The sequence below is a fragment of the Thermosulfurimonas dismutans genome (assembly GCF_001652585.1).
Lineage (GTDB): Bacteria > Desulfobacterota > Thermodesulfobacteria > Thermodesulfobacteriales > Thermodesulfobacteriaceae > Thermosulfurimonas > Thermosulfurimonas dismutans.
On the sequence record NZ_LWLG01000008.1, the window covers coordinates 36512 to 52814 of the forward strand.

10 protein-coding genes are annotated in these 16303 nt (G+C 44.2%); all 10 read right to left on the reverse strand.

What is annotated here, in order from left to right:
- Position 1 precedes the first annotated feature (1 nt).
- Entirely contained in the window at positions 2-340 is a 339-nt protein-coding gene (locus TDIS_RS06230; RefSeq protein WP_153303787.1) for a hypothetical protein, read from the reverse strand.
- Positions 341-446: 106 nt separating this feature from the next.
- Positions 447-1925 carry an AAA family ATPase gene (locus TDIS_RS06235; RefSeq protein ID WP_068670438.1) on the reverse strand — a complete coding sequence of 493 codons (1479 nt, stop codon included), beginning with the start codon at positions 1923-1925 and terminating at the stop codon, positions 447-449.
- A 21-nt stretch (positions 1926-1946) separates the two neighbouring features.
- Entirely contained in the window at positions 1947-4856 is a 2910-nt protein-coding gene (locus tag TDIS_RS06240) for a site-specific DNA-methyltransferase (RefSeq protein ID WP_208595681.1), read from the reverse strand.
- Between the two features lie 168 nt (positions 4857-5024).
- On the reverse strand, positions 5025-7883 hold the full coding sequence (locus TDIS_RS06245; RefSeq protein ID WP_068670442.1) for an SNF2-related protein: 2859 nt from the start codon (positions 7881-7883) through the stop codon (positions 5025-5027).
- 147 nt (positions 7884-8030) lie between these two features.
- A complete protein-coding gene (locus TDIS_RS06250; protein WP_084271002.1) occupies positions 8031-8225 on the reverse strand; it encodes a nucleotidyltransferase family protein in 195 nt (64 codons plus the stop codon).
- Between the two features lie 140 nt (positions 8226-8365).
- Positions 8366-10654: an AAA family ATPase gene (locus TDIS_RS06255; protein WP_068670447.1), complete on the reverse strand. Its 2289-nt coding sequence runs from the start codon at positions 10652-10654 to the stop codon at positions 8366-8368.
- Positions 10655-10667: 13 nt separating this feature from the next.
- Positions 10668-11741: a metallophosphoesterase family protein gene (locus TDIS_RS06260; protein WP_068670449.1), complete on the reverse strand. Its 1074-nt coding sequence runs from the start codon at positions 11739-11741 to the stop codon at positions 10668-10670.
- A 71-nt stretch (positions 11742-11812) separates the two neighbouring features.
- The gene (locus TDIS_RS06265) at positions 11813-13309 is read right to left on the reverse strand and encodes a DUF2779 domain-containing protein (RefSeq protein ID WP_068670451.1); all 1497 of its coding nucleotides are present in this window, start codon (positions 13307-13309) and stop codon (positions 11813-11815) included.
- A 98-nt stretch (positions 13310-13407) separates the two neighbouring features.
- Positions 13408-14661 (reverse strand): AAA family ATPase, encoded by a 1254-nt coding sequence (locus TDIS_RS06270; RefSeq protein ID WP_068670453.1) that lies wholly within the window; start codon positions 14659-14661, stop codon positions 13408-13410.
- 538 nt (positions 14662-15199) lie between these two features.
- Positions 15200-16297, reverse strand: a complete 1098-nt coding sequence (locus TDIS_RS06275; protein WP_068670455.1) for a DNA adenine methylase — start codon at positions 16295-16297, stop codon at positions 15200-15202.
- Between the last annotated feature and the right edge of the window lie 6 nt (positions 16298-16303).

The window sequence follows — 16303 nt, forward strand, 5'->3', positions numbered from 1 at the left end:
CTTATTTTATAGCGCTCAAAAGATTCTCGGCCCGGATTTTTCTGTACTTCCTATTTCGAGGTTGCCGACCGTGTGACCCACCTGCAATTATTACAAAAGTCCTCGAAGGATTTATTTGAAGCCCTAGATTTTCAAAAAGATAGCGGGCTCCTCTTTCTTTATTTTCAAGCTCGGCTTCTTCATGTTTCCCAAGTTCAAGCAGAAAGAATTTGACCCGGATCAACCCAGATTGTAGCTTGGCATATATCAATAATATGTCCGGCAAAGCTACAGATGAATCCAATTCAGCAAAGTGCTTCAGACATGGCATATGATGCCTTTTTATATCAATATTTACCATCAGGATAAGCTCGTCCGGTTCGATGGTGGGGAAAGAAACGGTTACTCCTTTTTCTTTAATAGAATTACCTCTTATCAGGCACTGAAAGAGGCGAAAAAGCCCTATTTCACTGCTCTCTCTTAAGAATTTCATCCTGAAGTTCCCCCAGAAGACCTAGTTTTTCCCAAAGGGCTTCAGAGACTTGCGAAAATGTGCTCCAGTCAATATCAACCTCCGGGACTTCTTTAGGAATCTTCCGGATGTCTTCTACCTGGCCGTCCGTCCGGAAAAAATAGGCCGAAAATCTGGAAGGGTCCAACAAGGCCTCCTCAGGCACCTCAAAAGGAGGGGCTTTAAGAATATTTTTTAAGCGTTCTTCTAGAGAAGAAAGACCGTTTTCTTTTATTTTTTCGCGGATTCGATAAGACCAAGCCAGAAAATTGAAGGTGTCAAGGATGTAAGGGCTGTGGGTGGTCAATAGGACTCGTAGGCCCAGGTTGACCGCCATGGCTAGGGCTATGGCCAGAATCACCTGAGCTTCAGGATGCAGATGCATTTCCGGCTCATCTATCACCAGAAAGGCCCCTTCGGGAGCGCTTCTCAAAAACTTCTCCAGGGGAAGCAGGGCCTTAACCCCCGAACTGGCTCCGGAAATTTTTATCTCTCCTTCTCCAAAATTGAACCAAAATTCATCTTTTTTGAAATTAATTCTTCCTTTAAGTAATTTTTGCTCTAGAAGAGCTATCACTTTATCATAAACTTGAGAGACTTTTTTCCTCTCACTAAGCAAAAGAAACGTTAAAAAATCTTCAAAGACTTCCGGAAATTCGATATATTGTAAAAGAGAAAAAAGTTTTTTGCGCCATTTTTTGATAGATATATTTTCTCTCCATAATTGTGTGAGCTGATTTTTCAAGACAAACCATTGACGATAAAAAAGAAAAGACGTGCGTTCGGAAGGAATTATTAAATTATGTCTAGGAAATCCTAAAAAATAAGCAAATTCTTCGCAAAATGTCTCTTCAAAAAAATAGTACTCAGTATCTGTATCATATTCTTCCAGATATTCTCCAAAAACATGTTCGTCTTGACTGTCATAAGGTATATAGACTTCAAAAATATTACCATCTTTTTTCAAGAAAGCAGAATAAAATAATCTACCAACTTCTGCTCCTTCCAGAGTATTTTCATCTATCTCTCCTACTATTCCAGAAATAGGAATATCACCCTCAAATTCCAATTTTTGTACCTTTTCTTCTTTTGTAATCAAGGATATTTCAAGTTTAGGTATTTTATTCTCTATACCGAAATATTTTCGCCAAAAATTGGGTAGCATCGATTCTGCAATTTCTTTTTTCCAAGCTTCTATCCATTGTTCTTTGAGTTCTTCAAAATTGAATTTGAGACGCTCATGTAAAAAAAGCTCGGAAATCTTTTCTTCGCCCAGGCCGCACTGGTCAGGATAGGTGTTCAGTAAGGCGTGTATCAGATAAGCGGTATATGTTTTTCCGGTATTGTTCGGTCCAATAAAGACCGTAAGAGGTCGCCAAACGATCCGAGAATCTTTTACTGGCCCTAACCGTTTAATGTCAAGAATTAACTCCATTATTTTTTCTCCTATTGAGTTTTATACATCTCTTACTTCAAACATTCTTTTCAAAAATTCTTCTTCAATAAGCCTGACTTTCCAGGTATGGTCTTCGCGGCGGAGATTTTCTAAGAAATTATCGCCGTTCACATAGATGATGTCGAACTCCTGGTCTCTGGTGTTGTACCCCTGCTTTCTAAACCATTCATTAAGCTTCTCAGCGTCCATCTCTTTAGTATTGCGCCAGAGGATAAGGACTTTCTCTCCTTGTGGATTTTCGCCGGTGATCACGCGCACGCCACGGATATGATCTACAGTCTTTACTCTCAGACCTATAAGATAGTTGAAGGTCTCCACCATATCCACTTTGACCCGGCGGGTATCGCCCACAGTAGTGGTGGCAATTTCCATTTCGTAATTGAAAGGATCTTCAAAGCGTTCGACATTCAAAAGGCTTTCCCGAGTTTCAAACTCCAGCATGTAGCGCAGGATGTAATCCTCACGAAACTCCCGATTTTCATAAAGGAGTTTTTGTTGAATTTCGGTGCGTTTGAGTTCCAGATTGTTAAGGGTATCTTCGTAAGATTCTAGACGAATGTATTTGAGGAAGTGGCTTATGCCGTTTAGATTGCCGTCCTTATCCGGCTTGGGCTTGCCGTCCTTCCAATCACGGGAATAAATAATCTTCTTTATACGGGGAAGGAGCACGGTGTCGAAATAATCCGCCACCTCCACCAGGATATATTTCCTTTTCCCGCCATCTTCGCGATTGAGATTGATCACCGCATGTGCCGTGGTGCCGGAGCCGGCGAAGTAGTCGAGGATGAGGTCTGAATGGTTTGATACTGCATAAATTGCATCAGATACTGTATAAATAGACTTAGGATACAAATTTTCGTCAAATTTTAATCCTAATTCGGTTAATATACGAGTTCCATAATCTCCGGCTATATACTTCGGATCATCCCAAACAGTTTTAAATTGTTTTTCTGTATTAGCTTTTAAAATCTGAATTTCGCCCTCACGAGTAATATGGACTTTAAGTAAATGCTTGATTTTTTCTATAGAATCTCTTGAATATCTCCATTTTCTTTCTATTCCTTGTTGATCTACTGGATAAATAGCTACTATTTGGTCATTTATGTAAATATTAGCTTTTCCTGGATGAAAATTCTCATCACATACATCACCAAAACCTACAATGTTTTTATTTTTAATGTTTACATAAATAGGATAAAAACAATTTCTTGCTGTTTCTCTTTCGGATTCTCTGCCCCATTTTCTGAGATTCACGTATTCCCATTCTTCTTTTGGAATAGGCTTTCCATGTATTTTTGGTAATTTATGTGGAATACAAAAATAAGCAAAATCATGATTATAAGAAAAATATTTTCCCTGAATTCCTTTTTTATTGTGAATAATGGAAACGCAAATTTTTTCAAAATGATCTTCTGGAAAATGTAGTGATAGCAAACGGCCAAGTAATTCCTGTTCATTTTCATCAATAGCTATTATATGGCTTCCATCTTCTGTAGCAAAAATTCGACTTAAGGCGAGTCGATTATCTATCAATGTAAGCCAAGAGGAATGTTTATAATCATTCTTGTAAAGAATTTCCGTTGTTTTTGAATTATACGGCGGATCAATGTAAATACACTTAACCTGCCCCCTATACCGCTCGAGCAAAAGATTTAACGCCTGGAAGTTTTCGCCGTGGACGAGAAGACCGTCAAGCTCCTCGTCCAGGTTATCAAAAGAGGAAATAAGCTTGAGCTTGAACTCTTCGTCAAAATGGCGGGTGTCTATCACCAGATGGGGATGGGCTTTCAAAAATTCTATGGTCGGCGGTTCTGACCAGCCCGGCCGAACTAGATCGCCCTTTATCTCATGGACATGGTAAAGTTTTTTCCACTCTTCGATTTGGTCCTGATTTTCAAGGATACGTTCAATGAGCCAGTTTCGTTTTTCCTCGTCCTCAATGGCAAAAATACGGTCAAGGGTTATGCAATATTGCGTCTCCCAGATAAATTTCTTTTTGAGCCAGAGTTTTTTCTGAAAGTTTTCAAGCTGGGCGAGAAAATCGATGATCTTGTGCCCGATGCGGCGGATAGCTTTAACTTTAGCGAGATATTGTTCTACCCGTGGCGCAGACTCGTTTTCTATATCGTCCAGGTGAACGACCTCATTCTTGATGTAAAAATCGAGCTCCCGGCGTAAGAATCCGCCCAGGTCTTTGTGGATGAAATAGTCAAAGGTGTTTCGGGCAGTAAAAGCGGCCAGATGTTTCTCTAGAAGGGTTCGGTCTTTATTCTTTGGAGTAGGACGCGGCTCCTTGAGTTCTTTTTTCCAATCCTCAAAGCCATCGGTTTCCAAAAGAATAAACTCGGCAATAGCCTTATTGATTTCTTCTTGTTTGCGGTCGTCCGGCCGGTATTCAAAACGAATAACCAGTTCGCCGGCTTCCTCCGCGATGGGATCGGCTTCGTGGAGCACAAAGCGACGTTTTTTAGAATTGGTAGTTTTTATATTGTCCCGGTCAGCCTCGGCTTGGACAACCTCGAAACGGACCCTTTTACCGGAACGAAGTCTAAAAGCGTAATTGCGGAAATATTCGCTAGTTTTGATGTAATATTGATCGTAATTGGCCCAGTAAAGTTTTACTTCTTCACCGTTGTAAGGAATGGCGTAAACATTTTCCTTATAGCGGCGTTTTGAAATGAAATCTCCCTCATCGTAGTAGCGACTGAAGAAGGTGTAGAGATGGGAATAGACTTCCTCTTCAAGCGCCGCTTGATCCGTCGTTCTTTGTAACTGGGCACGAAGCTCTTTGACTTTTGGAGATTGCTCAGGATCAACGCCAGCGTCTTTAAGCTGGTTTTCCAATTTGATAAGCTCTTTTTCCAGAGCCTGCCGGCGCTCCTCGTCCATCTGGCCCAAAATTTCTTTCACTTGGGGGAGAAGATCTTCATTAAGAAAGCGAGAAATTTCTTCTCTCTTGGCATTCATGATGCGGTAGATGCCGAAATCAAGATCAGCGTGGTCAAATTGAAAAAGCTCGGCCAGAAGTTTTTTTAGTTTTTCAAACTGCTGGGACATTTAGATCCTCCCCCTTAATTTTTATATAACCGACCATCTAATAGTAAAAAGAGGTTCTCGATAAGTCTTCTGTCTAAGTCTTCGCTCAAGTTGTTCGATAAGTTCATCCCGTTTGGCCAAAATTTCATCCTCGATATCAAAAATTTTTTGTCGTAAGCGGCGCTTTTTCCGTTCAAGCTCTTGAAGTTTACGCTGAATTTTGTGTTGTTCTTCAAGAGTGGCGGCCAAACGAGCCTGGCGCCTTAGGGCTTTTATCTGTTCTTTGGTTTGGTTAAGTTCCTGCTCAGCAGCCAAAATCATATCATCTGCCCATTTTTCAAGTTGTTCTCTTGCTTCCTGAAAGTAGCGGTTGTTTTCTTCAAGAGAGCGTGCAATGGTGGCCTGAACATGACGTTCGGTCTCTGCCTCTAGGCGTTTGGCTACTTCTTGCGGAATTTGGACAGGTCCTTCCACTTCTCCACCGCAAAGGAAAAGTTTTTCGCATATTTCCTGGTCGAGAGATTGACCCTCGTCAGTAACACCGGAAAAAAGTAAGTATTCCTCTTTTTGAAAAGATTCTATTACCAGCCTTTGTAAATGTATCCAACCGGATTGACCTTTAAGGTTTTCAATCACAGTAATACGCGCAGGGTGGTTTGTTATATCAAAAATTACATGCATGGGAGGGGTAGGAAGCTTTTGGCCTTCGTTCAGAACATACTCTCCTAAGGGATGAGAAAAACGATAAAGAAACCGTGCTCCTATCTTTTTAGAACTTTGAGAGGTTTTCAAATAATAACGGCCGAGGGGAATTCCTTCTATCGGAGAACGATAGAGCTCAAAACTCAAAGATTTATCATCAAATTTGGCGCAATCTTTAAGAATATTCTTGGTAAGACCCCAAAACATACGACTTAGACGATCAAGATATTGCTCTGTTTCGCTTAAGCGGAGTTTTAGGCGTTCGTGAACTTCTTCGTCAAAATGTTCCAAAAGTTTGCGGCGGGTTTCAGCTAAAGTGCTCTTGATCTTTTCATCAAGCTCTTTTTGGAGCTTACGAAAGGCTTCATCGATTTCTTCTGGGGTACGGCAAGTTTGGTATATTTCCAAAACCCTTTTTTCGAAATCTACGCCTGATTCTATAGCTCCAAGGACTTCATCCGAAGCACCAAAAAGTCCAGTGAAAAGACGAAATTTTTCGGTCAAAAGCTCGTAAACTCTTTGATCTGCAGCGTTGCGCTGGTTTAAAAAATTGATTACCACTACATCAAACTTTTGGCCATAACGATGGCAACGACCGATACGCTGTTCGATACGCTGGGGATTCCAAGGAAGATCGTAGTTAATCACCAGAGAACAGAACTGGAGATTTATTCCTTCCGCCCCGGCTTCCGTGGCAATCAAAATTTCGGCATAGTCTCGGAAATGTTCAATTAGAGCCGTTCTGATGTCCACTTGCTTATTACCGGTTATACGGCCGGTGCCGGCGTTAACTTCAAGCCATTTTTCATAAATGCGATGGCTTTCAGGGTCTGTATTAGTGCCACTAAAAGTGACTATGCGCCCAGCATAGCCGTTGGCTTCTAGGAAATCTTTGAGAAACTGTTGAGTACGGCGAGACTCTGTAAAAATAACGGCTTTTCGAGCCGCCCCCATTTCCTCCATTTTTTTAAAGCCAATTTCTAAAGCCTTAAGAAGAGCTCGGGCCTTACTATCTATGCCTATGCTTTTCGCCCAGCGAATGAGGGAGTCAAGCTCAGAAATTTCGGCTTCAAGTTTTTGTAAATCGATTTCTTCTGTGGAGAGTTCTTCCTCCGGCTCAGTGTCTTCTTCAATAAGTTCGCTTTCGAGCTCTTCCTCATTGAGGATGCGTTCGAGCAGGTCGCTATCATCTTTTTCTTTGAGCCCATCTCGAAGTTCGATAAGTCTGTCACGTAAAGCCTCTAGCATGGCGGCTACTGCTCTCGGAGAAGAAGCCAAAAGTTTTCTGGCAATTAGAATCATGAGATGACGATGTCGCTTTGGAAAGGCGTAAGTATCTTCACGCTGTAGATAGGATGATATAGCTTCATAAAGGCCTTGCTCGTCATCCGAAGGAGTAAAGGGTTGGGTAATAAGACGCCTTTCAGTGTAGCGAATATATTCGGTTACCTGACGCCTAAGAGTTCGATAACAAAACTTTTGAAGCCTTTCTCGTAGCTCTAACAAATTACCGTTTCGTCCCATATATTGGGCACGGAAAGCTTTTAGATCTCCAAAAATGCGTTCGTCTATCAAAAGAGAAAGTCCATAGAGTTCGAGTAGAGAGTTTTGAAGCGGAGTGGCCGTCAAAAGAATTTTAGGACGGTCTTCTAAAGCAAATTTTATATTTTGTCCGATCCGATTCGAAGGCCGATAAAGATTTCGCAGTTTATGGGCTTCGTCTATAACTACTAGATCCCAATTAACTGCGCGAATGTAATGGGCCATCCGGCTGGCATAGTGCATAGAAGTAATAACAATTCGGTCACAATCGAAAGGATTGGGATTTCCTTGTGCCATAGATTCTTTGAAAGATTTAGCATCAAGAATAATTGTAGGCAGGAAAAATTTTTCCTCTAATTCAAGAGACCATTGTTTGCGAATAGAAGCTGGACAAATAATCAAAAGTTTACGCTTGCGTTCTGCCCAAAACTGGCATAGTACTAACCCGGCCTCGATAGTTTTTCCAAGACCTACTTCATCAGCCAAAATAACTCCTTTGGAAATAGGAGAACGCAAAGCAAAAAGAGCGGCTTCAATTTGGTGAGGATTAAGATCAACCGCGGCATCAAAAAGAGAGTGCGATAGACGGGTTAATTCTTGGCTACTACGTTGTTTAATAGCGTAAGCGTAATATTTAGCGTGATAGTCGGTAATCATTCAGTACTTCTTTATCTTCTGACTTTATCTTCTGGCTCACGACGCCGATGATCTCGCGCTCCTCGGTCATCTCGATTTCGGGATATTCGTAGTTTTTCCTAAGCCACCCTACAAGTATTTCTTTCCCCCTTTAAAAGGTTTTTCTACCTAACTTAAATTTTCTTGACAAGCTAAAGTGAGATAAGATGTGAAGGCGGAAAGCCTGGGTTTCCTGATAACAGCCTTTTTAGAAACTACATCAACCTTTACTCCTAAAATGCGTTCTAAATAATCTTTGAGGCCAACAATCTTTAAGCCGATTAGCCTTTCAAATTCCACTAAAATATCAATATCACTACCCAAGATTTCCTCCCCTGCACACAAGAATAAAAAGATTAATCTCTTTAAACCCGAAATTCTTTAGCTAATATTGATTTGTGCTCTTGAAAAATGCGTTTTATGTCGTCTAAAGTTTCGTTCCCATAACGCCCGAGCTCCTTTTTCTATCCCTTCGCACTCATTACGATTACCTGCCAGCCCTCCTTGGTAAGGGAATGCAATATCTCCATCGTCTTTTGGGTGCGGTCATGGTCAAAATAGGCGAAGGGTTCGTCAAGCAGCAAAAAGGCCTTGCGGTCGAAAAAGAGACGAATCAGGGCCAATCGGGCGGAGAGAAGGAGCTGAGAAGAGGTTCCGTCAGAAAGCTCGTTAATGGGAAAGGATCTTCCGTCCTTACGGATAGCTCTCCATTTGGTTTTAAAGGTGTCGCCGTCGAAAAAGAGGCTTTCGGTCTTGAATTTTACGCCAGTGTAATTTCCGTAGGTAATACGGGAGAAGAGGTCGCTTACGCTGGATTCGAACTCTCCTAAATATCGACGATTAATCTCCCCCCTCAACTCCGCAAGCACCTCAAGCCCAAACCGCAGGACTCTTTCCATATTTAGCATGCGCCGGAGCTTCTCTTCAAGCTCTCTTTTCTGGAAAAGTAGGTCGTCAAGCTCTTTTTTATCCGGCTCTTTTTGGGTCAAGCCTTCATAAAGGCTCTTTTTCTTCTCTAGCTCCACTATTTCTTCCCGTAGTTCTTCAAGCCGCCTTTCTTTCTCTTCGATTTTGGTTTTCAAATCTTCGAGATCTAGGTGCGAACACTCTTCTTCAAACTCTTTAGCTTCCTTAAGAGTGAGGTTTTCTATCTCTTTTTCGAGGGATTTAAGCGCCTCCTCTTGACGATCCCTCTCATCCTCAAACTTCTGTCTTTTAGGTTCAAGCTCGCTTTTCCGTTTTTGAATCTCCTCAAGCCCTTTTTCTACTTCCTCAAGCCTTCGGCTTAACGCTTCTCTTTCTTTTTCCTTTTTTTCTATTTCTTCGTCGATATTCTCCAATTCCTTTATTTTGTCCGATAAGGCTCTGGCTTTCTCTCGCAGTCGGACCAGATCTTCCTCGGTATCGAATCTTGTGGAAAGACGCTCCTTTTGTTCAAGTAAACTTATCAAGTCCTCCAGGGTTTCAATGCTTCCGTAAGTTTTGGCCAGTTTTTCGACTTTTTTCTTTACTTTTTCTATCTCCTGGGAGGTATAGATTTGAAGCGAAAGATCCCGGTAGCGAATAAGGGCTTCGCCTTCGAATTCGTAAGCTTCCCCCGGGCCTAATTTAGCTTGATCTCCAACCCCGACTTTGTCTTTAGCTTCCAAGACCCTGATGATGCCCCTTGACCTATGGCACAGCCTTCGATAGGTCTCCCAATCTAAAAAATCGGATCTCAGTTCTTTGGAACTCCGGTTTTGAAACTTCCCGAGTTTCCGGTTTAGTTCTTCTATCTCTTGTAAAAATTTAATCTTTTGGTTGGTATCTTTGAGTTCCTGTTCTGCCTTTATTAACTCAAGTTTTTTCCTGTTTAGCTGGTTGATTTTCTCGAAAACTTCATTTTCTTGCCTTTTGAGCTTTTCTTTTTCTTCTAGTTTTTCCTTCTCTTTCTGGCCGTATTCTTTCAGTTGTTTTTCAAGGTCTTCAATTTTTTTCTTCAAATCTTTTATCTTATTTTCCGTTTCCTTGAAGGTGGCATAATTCAGTAATCTTTTGTCTCTTTCAATTTCAGCCTCAAGAGCCGTCTTCGCTTTAATTTTCTCTTCAAGCTCAGCTTTCGTTTTCTCAAGCTCCTCTTTGTTCCTTCGATATTCCTCGTGTCTTTTAATGGTTTCGGTTAAGCGTTCCTCTGTGCGTTTCAGCTCTTCCTTGAGGGATTTTTCCTCTTTTCCAAAGGGCCTGCTCTTGAACCTCTGTGTGCTCCCTTTCTGGAAAATGAGTATGTCTTCTAGCAGCTTTTTCACTTCTTCGATGCTTGCCGATTTGAGGACTGTGTCAAGCAAACTCTTTAGGCCCTTTCCGGTTTCGGTGGCAAGATCCCTTTCCTTTAAGACCAGAAGGCCGTTTAAGACCGCGGGAAAGAAATGATACCCCTTTCGCTCCAGAAAATCCTCTATGGCCTTGGCTCGGCCGAGATCCGTACCATCGCTTCCCGAAAGCCGCACCGTTCCGTCCTGAGCATTAACTTTGAGGGTGTAGGTGTGCTCTCCAATCTCGAAGGTTACTTCCAAGACCGGATCTATCTCTTTTCCCTCGGTTCTCTTGGCCTTGAGTCTTTCCGGGGAAAGTGAAAAGGCGTCTTTTATGCCCTCGATGAGGGTAGATTTTCCCGTCTCATTCGGAGCCGTAAAGACAAAGGGATTGTCCTTAAACTCAAATTCCCTGTCCTCTAGGATTTTATAGTTTTTGAAGGATACCTTGAGGAGTCTCATAGCTGTTTCCCCCTTAAAGGCCGTATTTGTCCCTCAAAAACCGTTCAAAGTCCGATTTGCGAGAGCTAATCTTAAGGCCGTAAAGCAGAACTTCCTTGACCTCCTCCCGCAACTCTTCGGGGACTTTTTTCTCAAGGATTTTTTCCAGAGCCTCTACAAAGATAAGGGCCTCTCTTTTGATCTCCGCGGCCTCATCTATTCGAATTCTATCCGGGTAGCGATTCTTGATCTCCTCAAGATCGTCTCTGAAGTCCTCTAGATAACCGGTGATTTTCACATAAGAATGTTCAAAGTCCAGAGTCTTAAGCTTTTCCAGATCTTTATCAGAGAGCACCTTGAAGTAAATAAAACGAGGGGCATCCTCAAAGGCTCTATAAGCGATTTGGGGATGAGGGGAGATAGAAAGGTCAACCTCTACATAACCGCTTGCTCCCTTCCGATAAGGCAGAAATTCAAACTGGATGAAGGCCCCGCTGTAGGCGGCTTTGTTGGAAAGCATTTTGAAACGGTGATAGTGCCCGAGAGCCAGATAATCGTAAGCGAGGGCCCTTTCGTCTTTCAGAGACTTTTCCTTAAACTCCGGTCTTTCGCCAAAGGCTCCGTGCATGACCGCCACATGATACGACACGCCCTCCGCAAGTCTTGTTTTGGGGTAGTCGAAAAATCCGCCGTAGAAGGCCATGCCTTCCTCTCTGAAGACCGCCACAGGGTCTTCCGGGGTTAAGAGAAACAGGTGATCTTTGCGGTCGAAATAGGACTTAACCTCCAGTCTTCGGTAAAGGGAATTTTCGGTATAGGCATCGTGTCCGCTTACCTCCTCTCTGTGAGCGTTTCCACCTCCGGGAAGGAGTATGAAGTTTACATCTTTGGCCTCGGAAAGGAGCTCCAGAAATTCCAGAACCAGAGAGGAGGACAGGGCGTTGGAATCGAAAATATCTCCCGCTAGCACCACGAACTTTACATCTTCTTCTCTGGCTCGAGATATCACCTCCCGAAGTTTTCGCATCACCATCCTCTGATGACCCGCTCTTCCTAGAAACGGGGATTCAACCCCTAGGTGAAGATCAGAGAGATGGTAAAGTTTCATCGGTAAACTCCTTTTCTTTTGGTTTGGTCTTTATTTTATAACACCTCACCGTTCAATAAGTTTGAACGGTCCTATTTTTGGGAGAAGATTCGGACCAGCTCGTAAAGGGCTTGTGTGTCAAGCCCGCAATACCGCTTGAGTTCCCTTTCAAGCTTCGGGATTTCTTCCTGAGGGATCATTCCGTAGTAAGCCTGGAGATAGGCATGTGTGGCCATGCTTCCGTGACTTATTTCCAAATCCTCGTAAGAAAATCCGGGGATGACCACTGGAGCCACGCTCTTTAAAGACCATGAGCCTTTCATGTCGGGATGGTAGTAGTGGTCGTTTAAGAGCTTGCAGAGATCCACGAGACGGGCCTTAATGCTCTCCAGGTCTTCCCTGTATTCCGGAAAATCCTGAGCAAGCTGGGAGAGGATTCTCCCCTCGAAATTCCAGTAAACAAATATGGGACCTTGGGTGCCCTTGAAGAGCGTTATAAGACTTTCGACGAACTCTCTTCGCGGATCGTTTCCGCTAAGGTCTACGTATTCCCGGTGTTCCAATACTCCGGGGGCCGTTTCTATGTGACAGGAATATTGAAAGGGAATATGTTGGTAGGGACGGGTTCTTTCCCATACCGGAACCACAAAACTTACCGTTTCAAAATCGAGATAAAAGCGGGGATAAGTGTAACTCCGGAGTTTTTCCCGCAGTGTGGGATCAAAATACTCTTTGTTTCTCACCGTACATTCCCAAACCAGCTTCTGTTTTTCGGAAAGAAGACAGGCCTCCGCTTCGGTGATGTGGCGGATGTCGTAAACGCCTTTCTTAAGGAATGACTCGTAATGTTGGTTGTTGGTAATCCGGGGGAGATTCCATATCGGAAACTCTATTCCGTGGAGGTTTTTACAGTAACTCTGAAAGGGACATTTTACCGGACTATTACAGTGCGATCCGGGAAATTGGTTTATTTCCTCAGGCGAGGCAATGATTCGGTAAGCGTCATCTATCCATTGAGGGATCTTCTGGATTTTGGGCCGACATTTTTCGGTAACATCTTCCGTTATTAAAAGGTCACCGTAGTTTCCGTCCCCCCGATATTCGAAGTTTTCGTTTATGTAGGCTACCTTGACTTTGGTTACCGGTATACCGGAATTTTGTAAAGTAAACCACTGTATAGCACAATCATCGAGGTAATAATCTTTTATTTTCTTGGCAGATTTTACTTCTATCAGTTCGTATTTGTTTCTTAGTCTTTTCAAAATGTCCACTCGAACGAGGAGTCCTTGGTGAGCAAAAGCGGGTTCAAAAAATGCCGAATGTATGTTCTCATTTATCAATTGTTTGGTTTTTTCCAGAGTATGAGATAGATTTTGAGAATACTCAATCAGAATACCTCCTGGATATCGTGTTCTAGCTATTTCGTTTAATTTGTTTCCCCAGAAGATACATAACTTCAGTTCGTCTTTATTTTCTTCCTTAAGTTCCGGCTTGTGGACTTCAAGCCATAACCTTTTCGGACATTGAAGATAAGACATGATCCGGCTTTTCGATAAACCGATGTTTTGACTTTTAAGATTGTGTCGCATTTTTGGCCCTCCTTATTCTTCATTGCCTCCTGAACTCCCCGAGGAGTGGCCTAGCCGGCCCCTCCCCGGGGCTAGCCATTAGCGGTTATTCCTCCTTTCTATTTAGAGAGGCAAAAGCCAATTCTAGAAATGACCGTAAGTCCTTTGATCTTCTTACTGCCAGTTCTTAGAAACGGAAATCGCTCTTCAAGAAGCTCCACCTCCACCCGGTTTACCAGATACCGAAAAGTCACTTCGAGACTTTTATGCGCCGCCAAAACCTTTCGGGCCACCTTGCGGACAGTCTCAGCAGAATACCTCTTCAAGACATTCGAAAGGTTCCTGTAAGAAAGGTTCAGGAGAACCTTCACCTTCTCCTCCGGGCTGTAAGGCGGAAACTCGATGAACTCCACCCGATCGCAAAGCTCCGGTAGCCCTTCGAACTCCCCGGTCCTATTCCCCGCAAGCATCACAAAAACCTTGTACCTCATATCATGCCTGCGACTAGGAAACATCCCGGAAACAAAGTTGTCCTCCAGAGGTTGGGCTGGATCAAGCAGTTTCACCAGGATGGGCACGATCTCTACCCCGGCCTTGTCCACTTCATCCAGAAAGACGATCACCACCCGGTGTTTCTTCTGCGCCACAAGCTTCAAGATCTCCGAAGGATGGGCGTTGGAATAGTGAGCTTCGGTCCCGAAAAGTTTCATGTCCATCTGTTCCTTCCCTTCATCCCCCGAGGTGCAGACCACTCTCATCACGCAGGCCGAAATTCCAATTCTCTCAAGCGCATACCGAAGCGCCACGACCGCCTGGCTCTTGCCTGTTCCCGGAGGTCCCACCAGGAAAGGAGCCCGCGTGCACCGAGACCCCATCAAAAACTTTAAAAGAAACTGCACCAGAATCCTCTTAACCACCTCTTCCCTTAAAGGAAGCTCCCTTTTCATGTGCTCGAAAAGCTCAAGGACCTTTTCATCGGAAAGATTTTCTAAGACCGGACGCTGAAGTTGGGGATAGAAAAGCCGAAATTCGTCAAGACCAGCTACCAAAGCCCTTGCCCTCACCACCACGTCGTCATCTCCTTTGAAAGAGCCCTTTTCAAGCTCCTCCAAAAGCTCCTCTTTGAGACCGTAAAGATGCTTGGCGAGAAGCTCTTCCTTTAGCCTCAAAAGTTTTTGCTTCGGGCAATGACACTCTTTCATGGCGCTCCTCCTTTTAGGGTTTTCACCCCTGTCTAAAAAGAAGAAAAAAGCCCCCTCCGAAGGAGCGGATGCCGCAGGCCCTAATATCCGGAAACTCCGCACAAGGAGGAGCACCACGAAAACCAACGCAACCAAGATCGCCATGAGATCCAGATCCAGACCAAGATCCATTCCCTTTCGTCCTCCCCTTCGGTGTCCTCACCTAAAGAAAGATCCGAGGAAAAGATCTTTCCGGAAGGACTCAGGAAGCTTTCAGAAGGGCCTCAAGGGGGTCTCGGGGAAGAATATATAGATCCAATAATGATTAGTTCTTCCTGGCAGAGTCGATCCTTCCCACCAAAGAGTAGATCTTTTGCCATCTCGAATCTAAGTTCTCCCTCTACTAGGGTGGCCAGCAGGTTTCCGGCAGGTCTGAATCTCAAAATGCCCAACGGTTGTCGAAAAACACCGCCTTCTCAAATTGAAAAACGATTTTCTAAAAACTCAGTATGGCAGAAATTCGTGGAACGGTCGTCATTTTCGAATCACTTTTTGATCTTGCGAGACTCTTCCTGGAGAAAAGATCTGGGGGAGTCCGCAGAAGAAAAGGGCTCGATCCAGAGAGGCCTCTGGCAGGCGATTTTTTTCGCAATATCCCTCTTTCGGCTGGCCTTTAAGAAGAAAAAGCCTACATTACTGCAACTTAAAGGCACCTGAGTCGGATCATTCTTCAGGTAAAGTCTTGATCCTCCACGAAAGGACCGTCCCTCACTCGAAGCCAATTTTTGAAAACGGGTTCGATTACGGCTACCAACCCTTCGGCAGGGTGGCGTCCTTCGGAAACATCCGGCCACCGCCAAGCGGCGACCTCCGTCTCCATCCAACCTATCCCCTCCTCAGAAGAGGAAGAGTTTTGAAAACCATCTTTCGAAAAATCGCCCTCCGAGATCGAAAGCGAAAAGCAATTCCGAGTAAGATCCTCAAGAGGTAACCCGGGCCTCAGCTCGGCGGGAACCTCCAGGTTTCCCCAGAAGATGAACTCCCGATACTTCCCTCGCCCTTCCTTTTTAGCAGCCAAACAGCTTACCCTCTCCACCAGGGCCAGGTTTTCCCCGAAAACCTCCCGGTACATCTCAACGAGCCCCTCGTTAAAGACATTCGTCCCTAGGATCACGGCTCCCCGCTCAAGAGCCCGCGATAGAGCCTTGAGGAGCCTCTCCTGATCCTCCCAGCCGAAGGCCTTGAGCACATAGTCCTTGAACCCTCTTTTTTCGGGAAGCGCATACGGAGGATCTATGAAGAGAAAGTCACCCTTCCCCGCCAGATCCACCAGAGCCTCAAAATCGCTCACGCGGAGATCCGCAGCTTGAAGGGCCCAGGAAACCTCCTCCCAAAATTCCGGAGGCAAAAGAGGTTTGATCTCCTTACCCATGGGGGCGTTGAACTCACCTCGCAGGTTGTACCGACAAAGCCCATTGAAACAGGCACTGTTCAAGTAAAGAAACCATGCCGCCCGCTCGAAGATTGCTTCGGGCCTCTCCTTTCGAACTCGGGTGTAATACTCCTTTGAGTGTTTTTCGTAGTGGACCTTGAGAAGCTCGTAGACACGGCACCAGTCCTCCCGCAGTGCCTCATAGGTAAGGATCAGATCTTCGTTTATGTCTCCCAGGATCGCTTTCTCGGGAAGAAGATAGAAGAAAACCGCTGCGGAGCCCACAAAGGGCTCGATGTAGCGGTTGAACTCCCTGGGAAACATATCCCCATACCTTGCGGTAAGCCACCTCTTGCCTCCCACCCACCGCAGAAAAGGCTTCAAGCCCCTTCTCATAATTCG

Bases quoted from the DNA above. Each gene is read 5' to 3' on its own strand.
- TDIS_RS06235 (WP_068670438.1), bottom strand. From the start codon at position 1,925: ATGGAGTTAATTCTTGACATTAAACGGTTAGGGCCAGTAAAAGATTCT.
- TDIS_RS06245 (WP_068670442.1), bottom strand. From the start codon at position 7,883: ATGATTACCGACTATCACGCTAAATATTACGCTTACGCTATTAAACAA.
- TDIS_RS06265 (WP_068670451.1), bottom strand. From the start codon at position 13,309: ATGCGACACAATCTTAAAAGTCAAAACATCGGTTTATCGAAAAGCCGG.
- TDIS_RS06275 (WP_068670455.1), bottom strand. From the start codon at position 16,297: ATGAGAAGGGGCTTGAAGCCTTTTCTGCGGTGGGTGGGAGGCAAGAGG.
- TDIS_RS06260 (WP_068670449.1), bottom strand. From the start codon at position 11,741: ATGAAACTTTACCATCTCTCTGATCTTCACCTAGGGGTTGAATCCCCG.
- TDIS_RS06270 (WP_068670453.1), bottom strand. From the start codon at position 14,661: ATGGATCTTGGTCTGGATCTGGATCTCATGGCGATCTTGGTTGCGTTG.
- TDIS_RS06230 (WP_153303787.1), bottom strand. From the start codon at position 340: ATGGTAAATATTGATATAAAAAGGCATCATATGCCATGTCTGAAGCAC.
- TDIS_RS06255 (WP_068670447.1), bottom strand. From the start codon at position 10,654: ATGAGACTCCTCAAGGTATCCTTCAAAAACTATAAAATCCTAGAGGAC.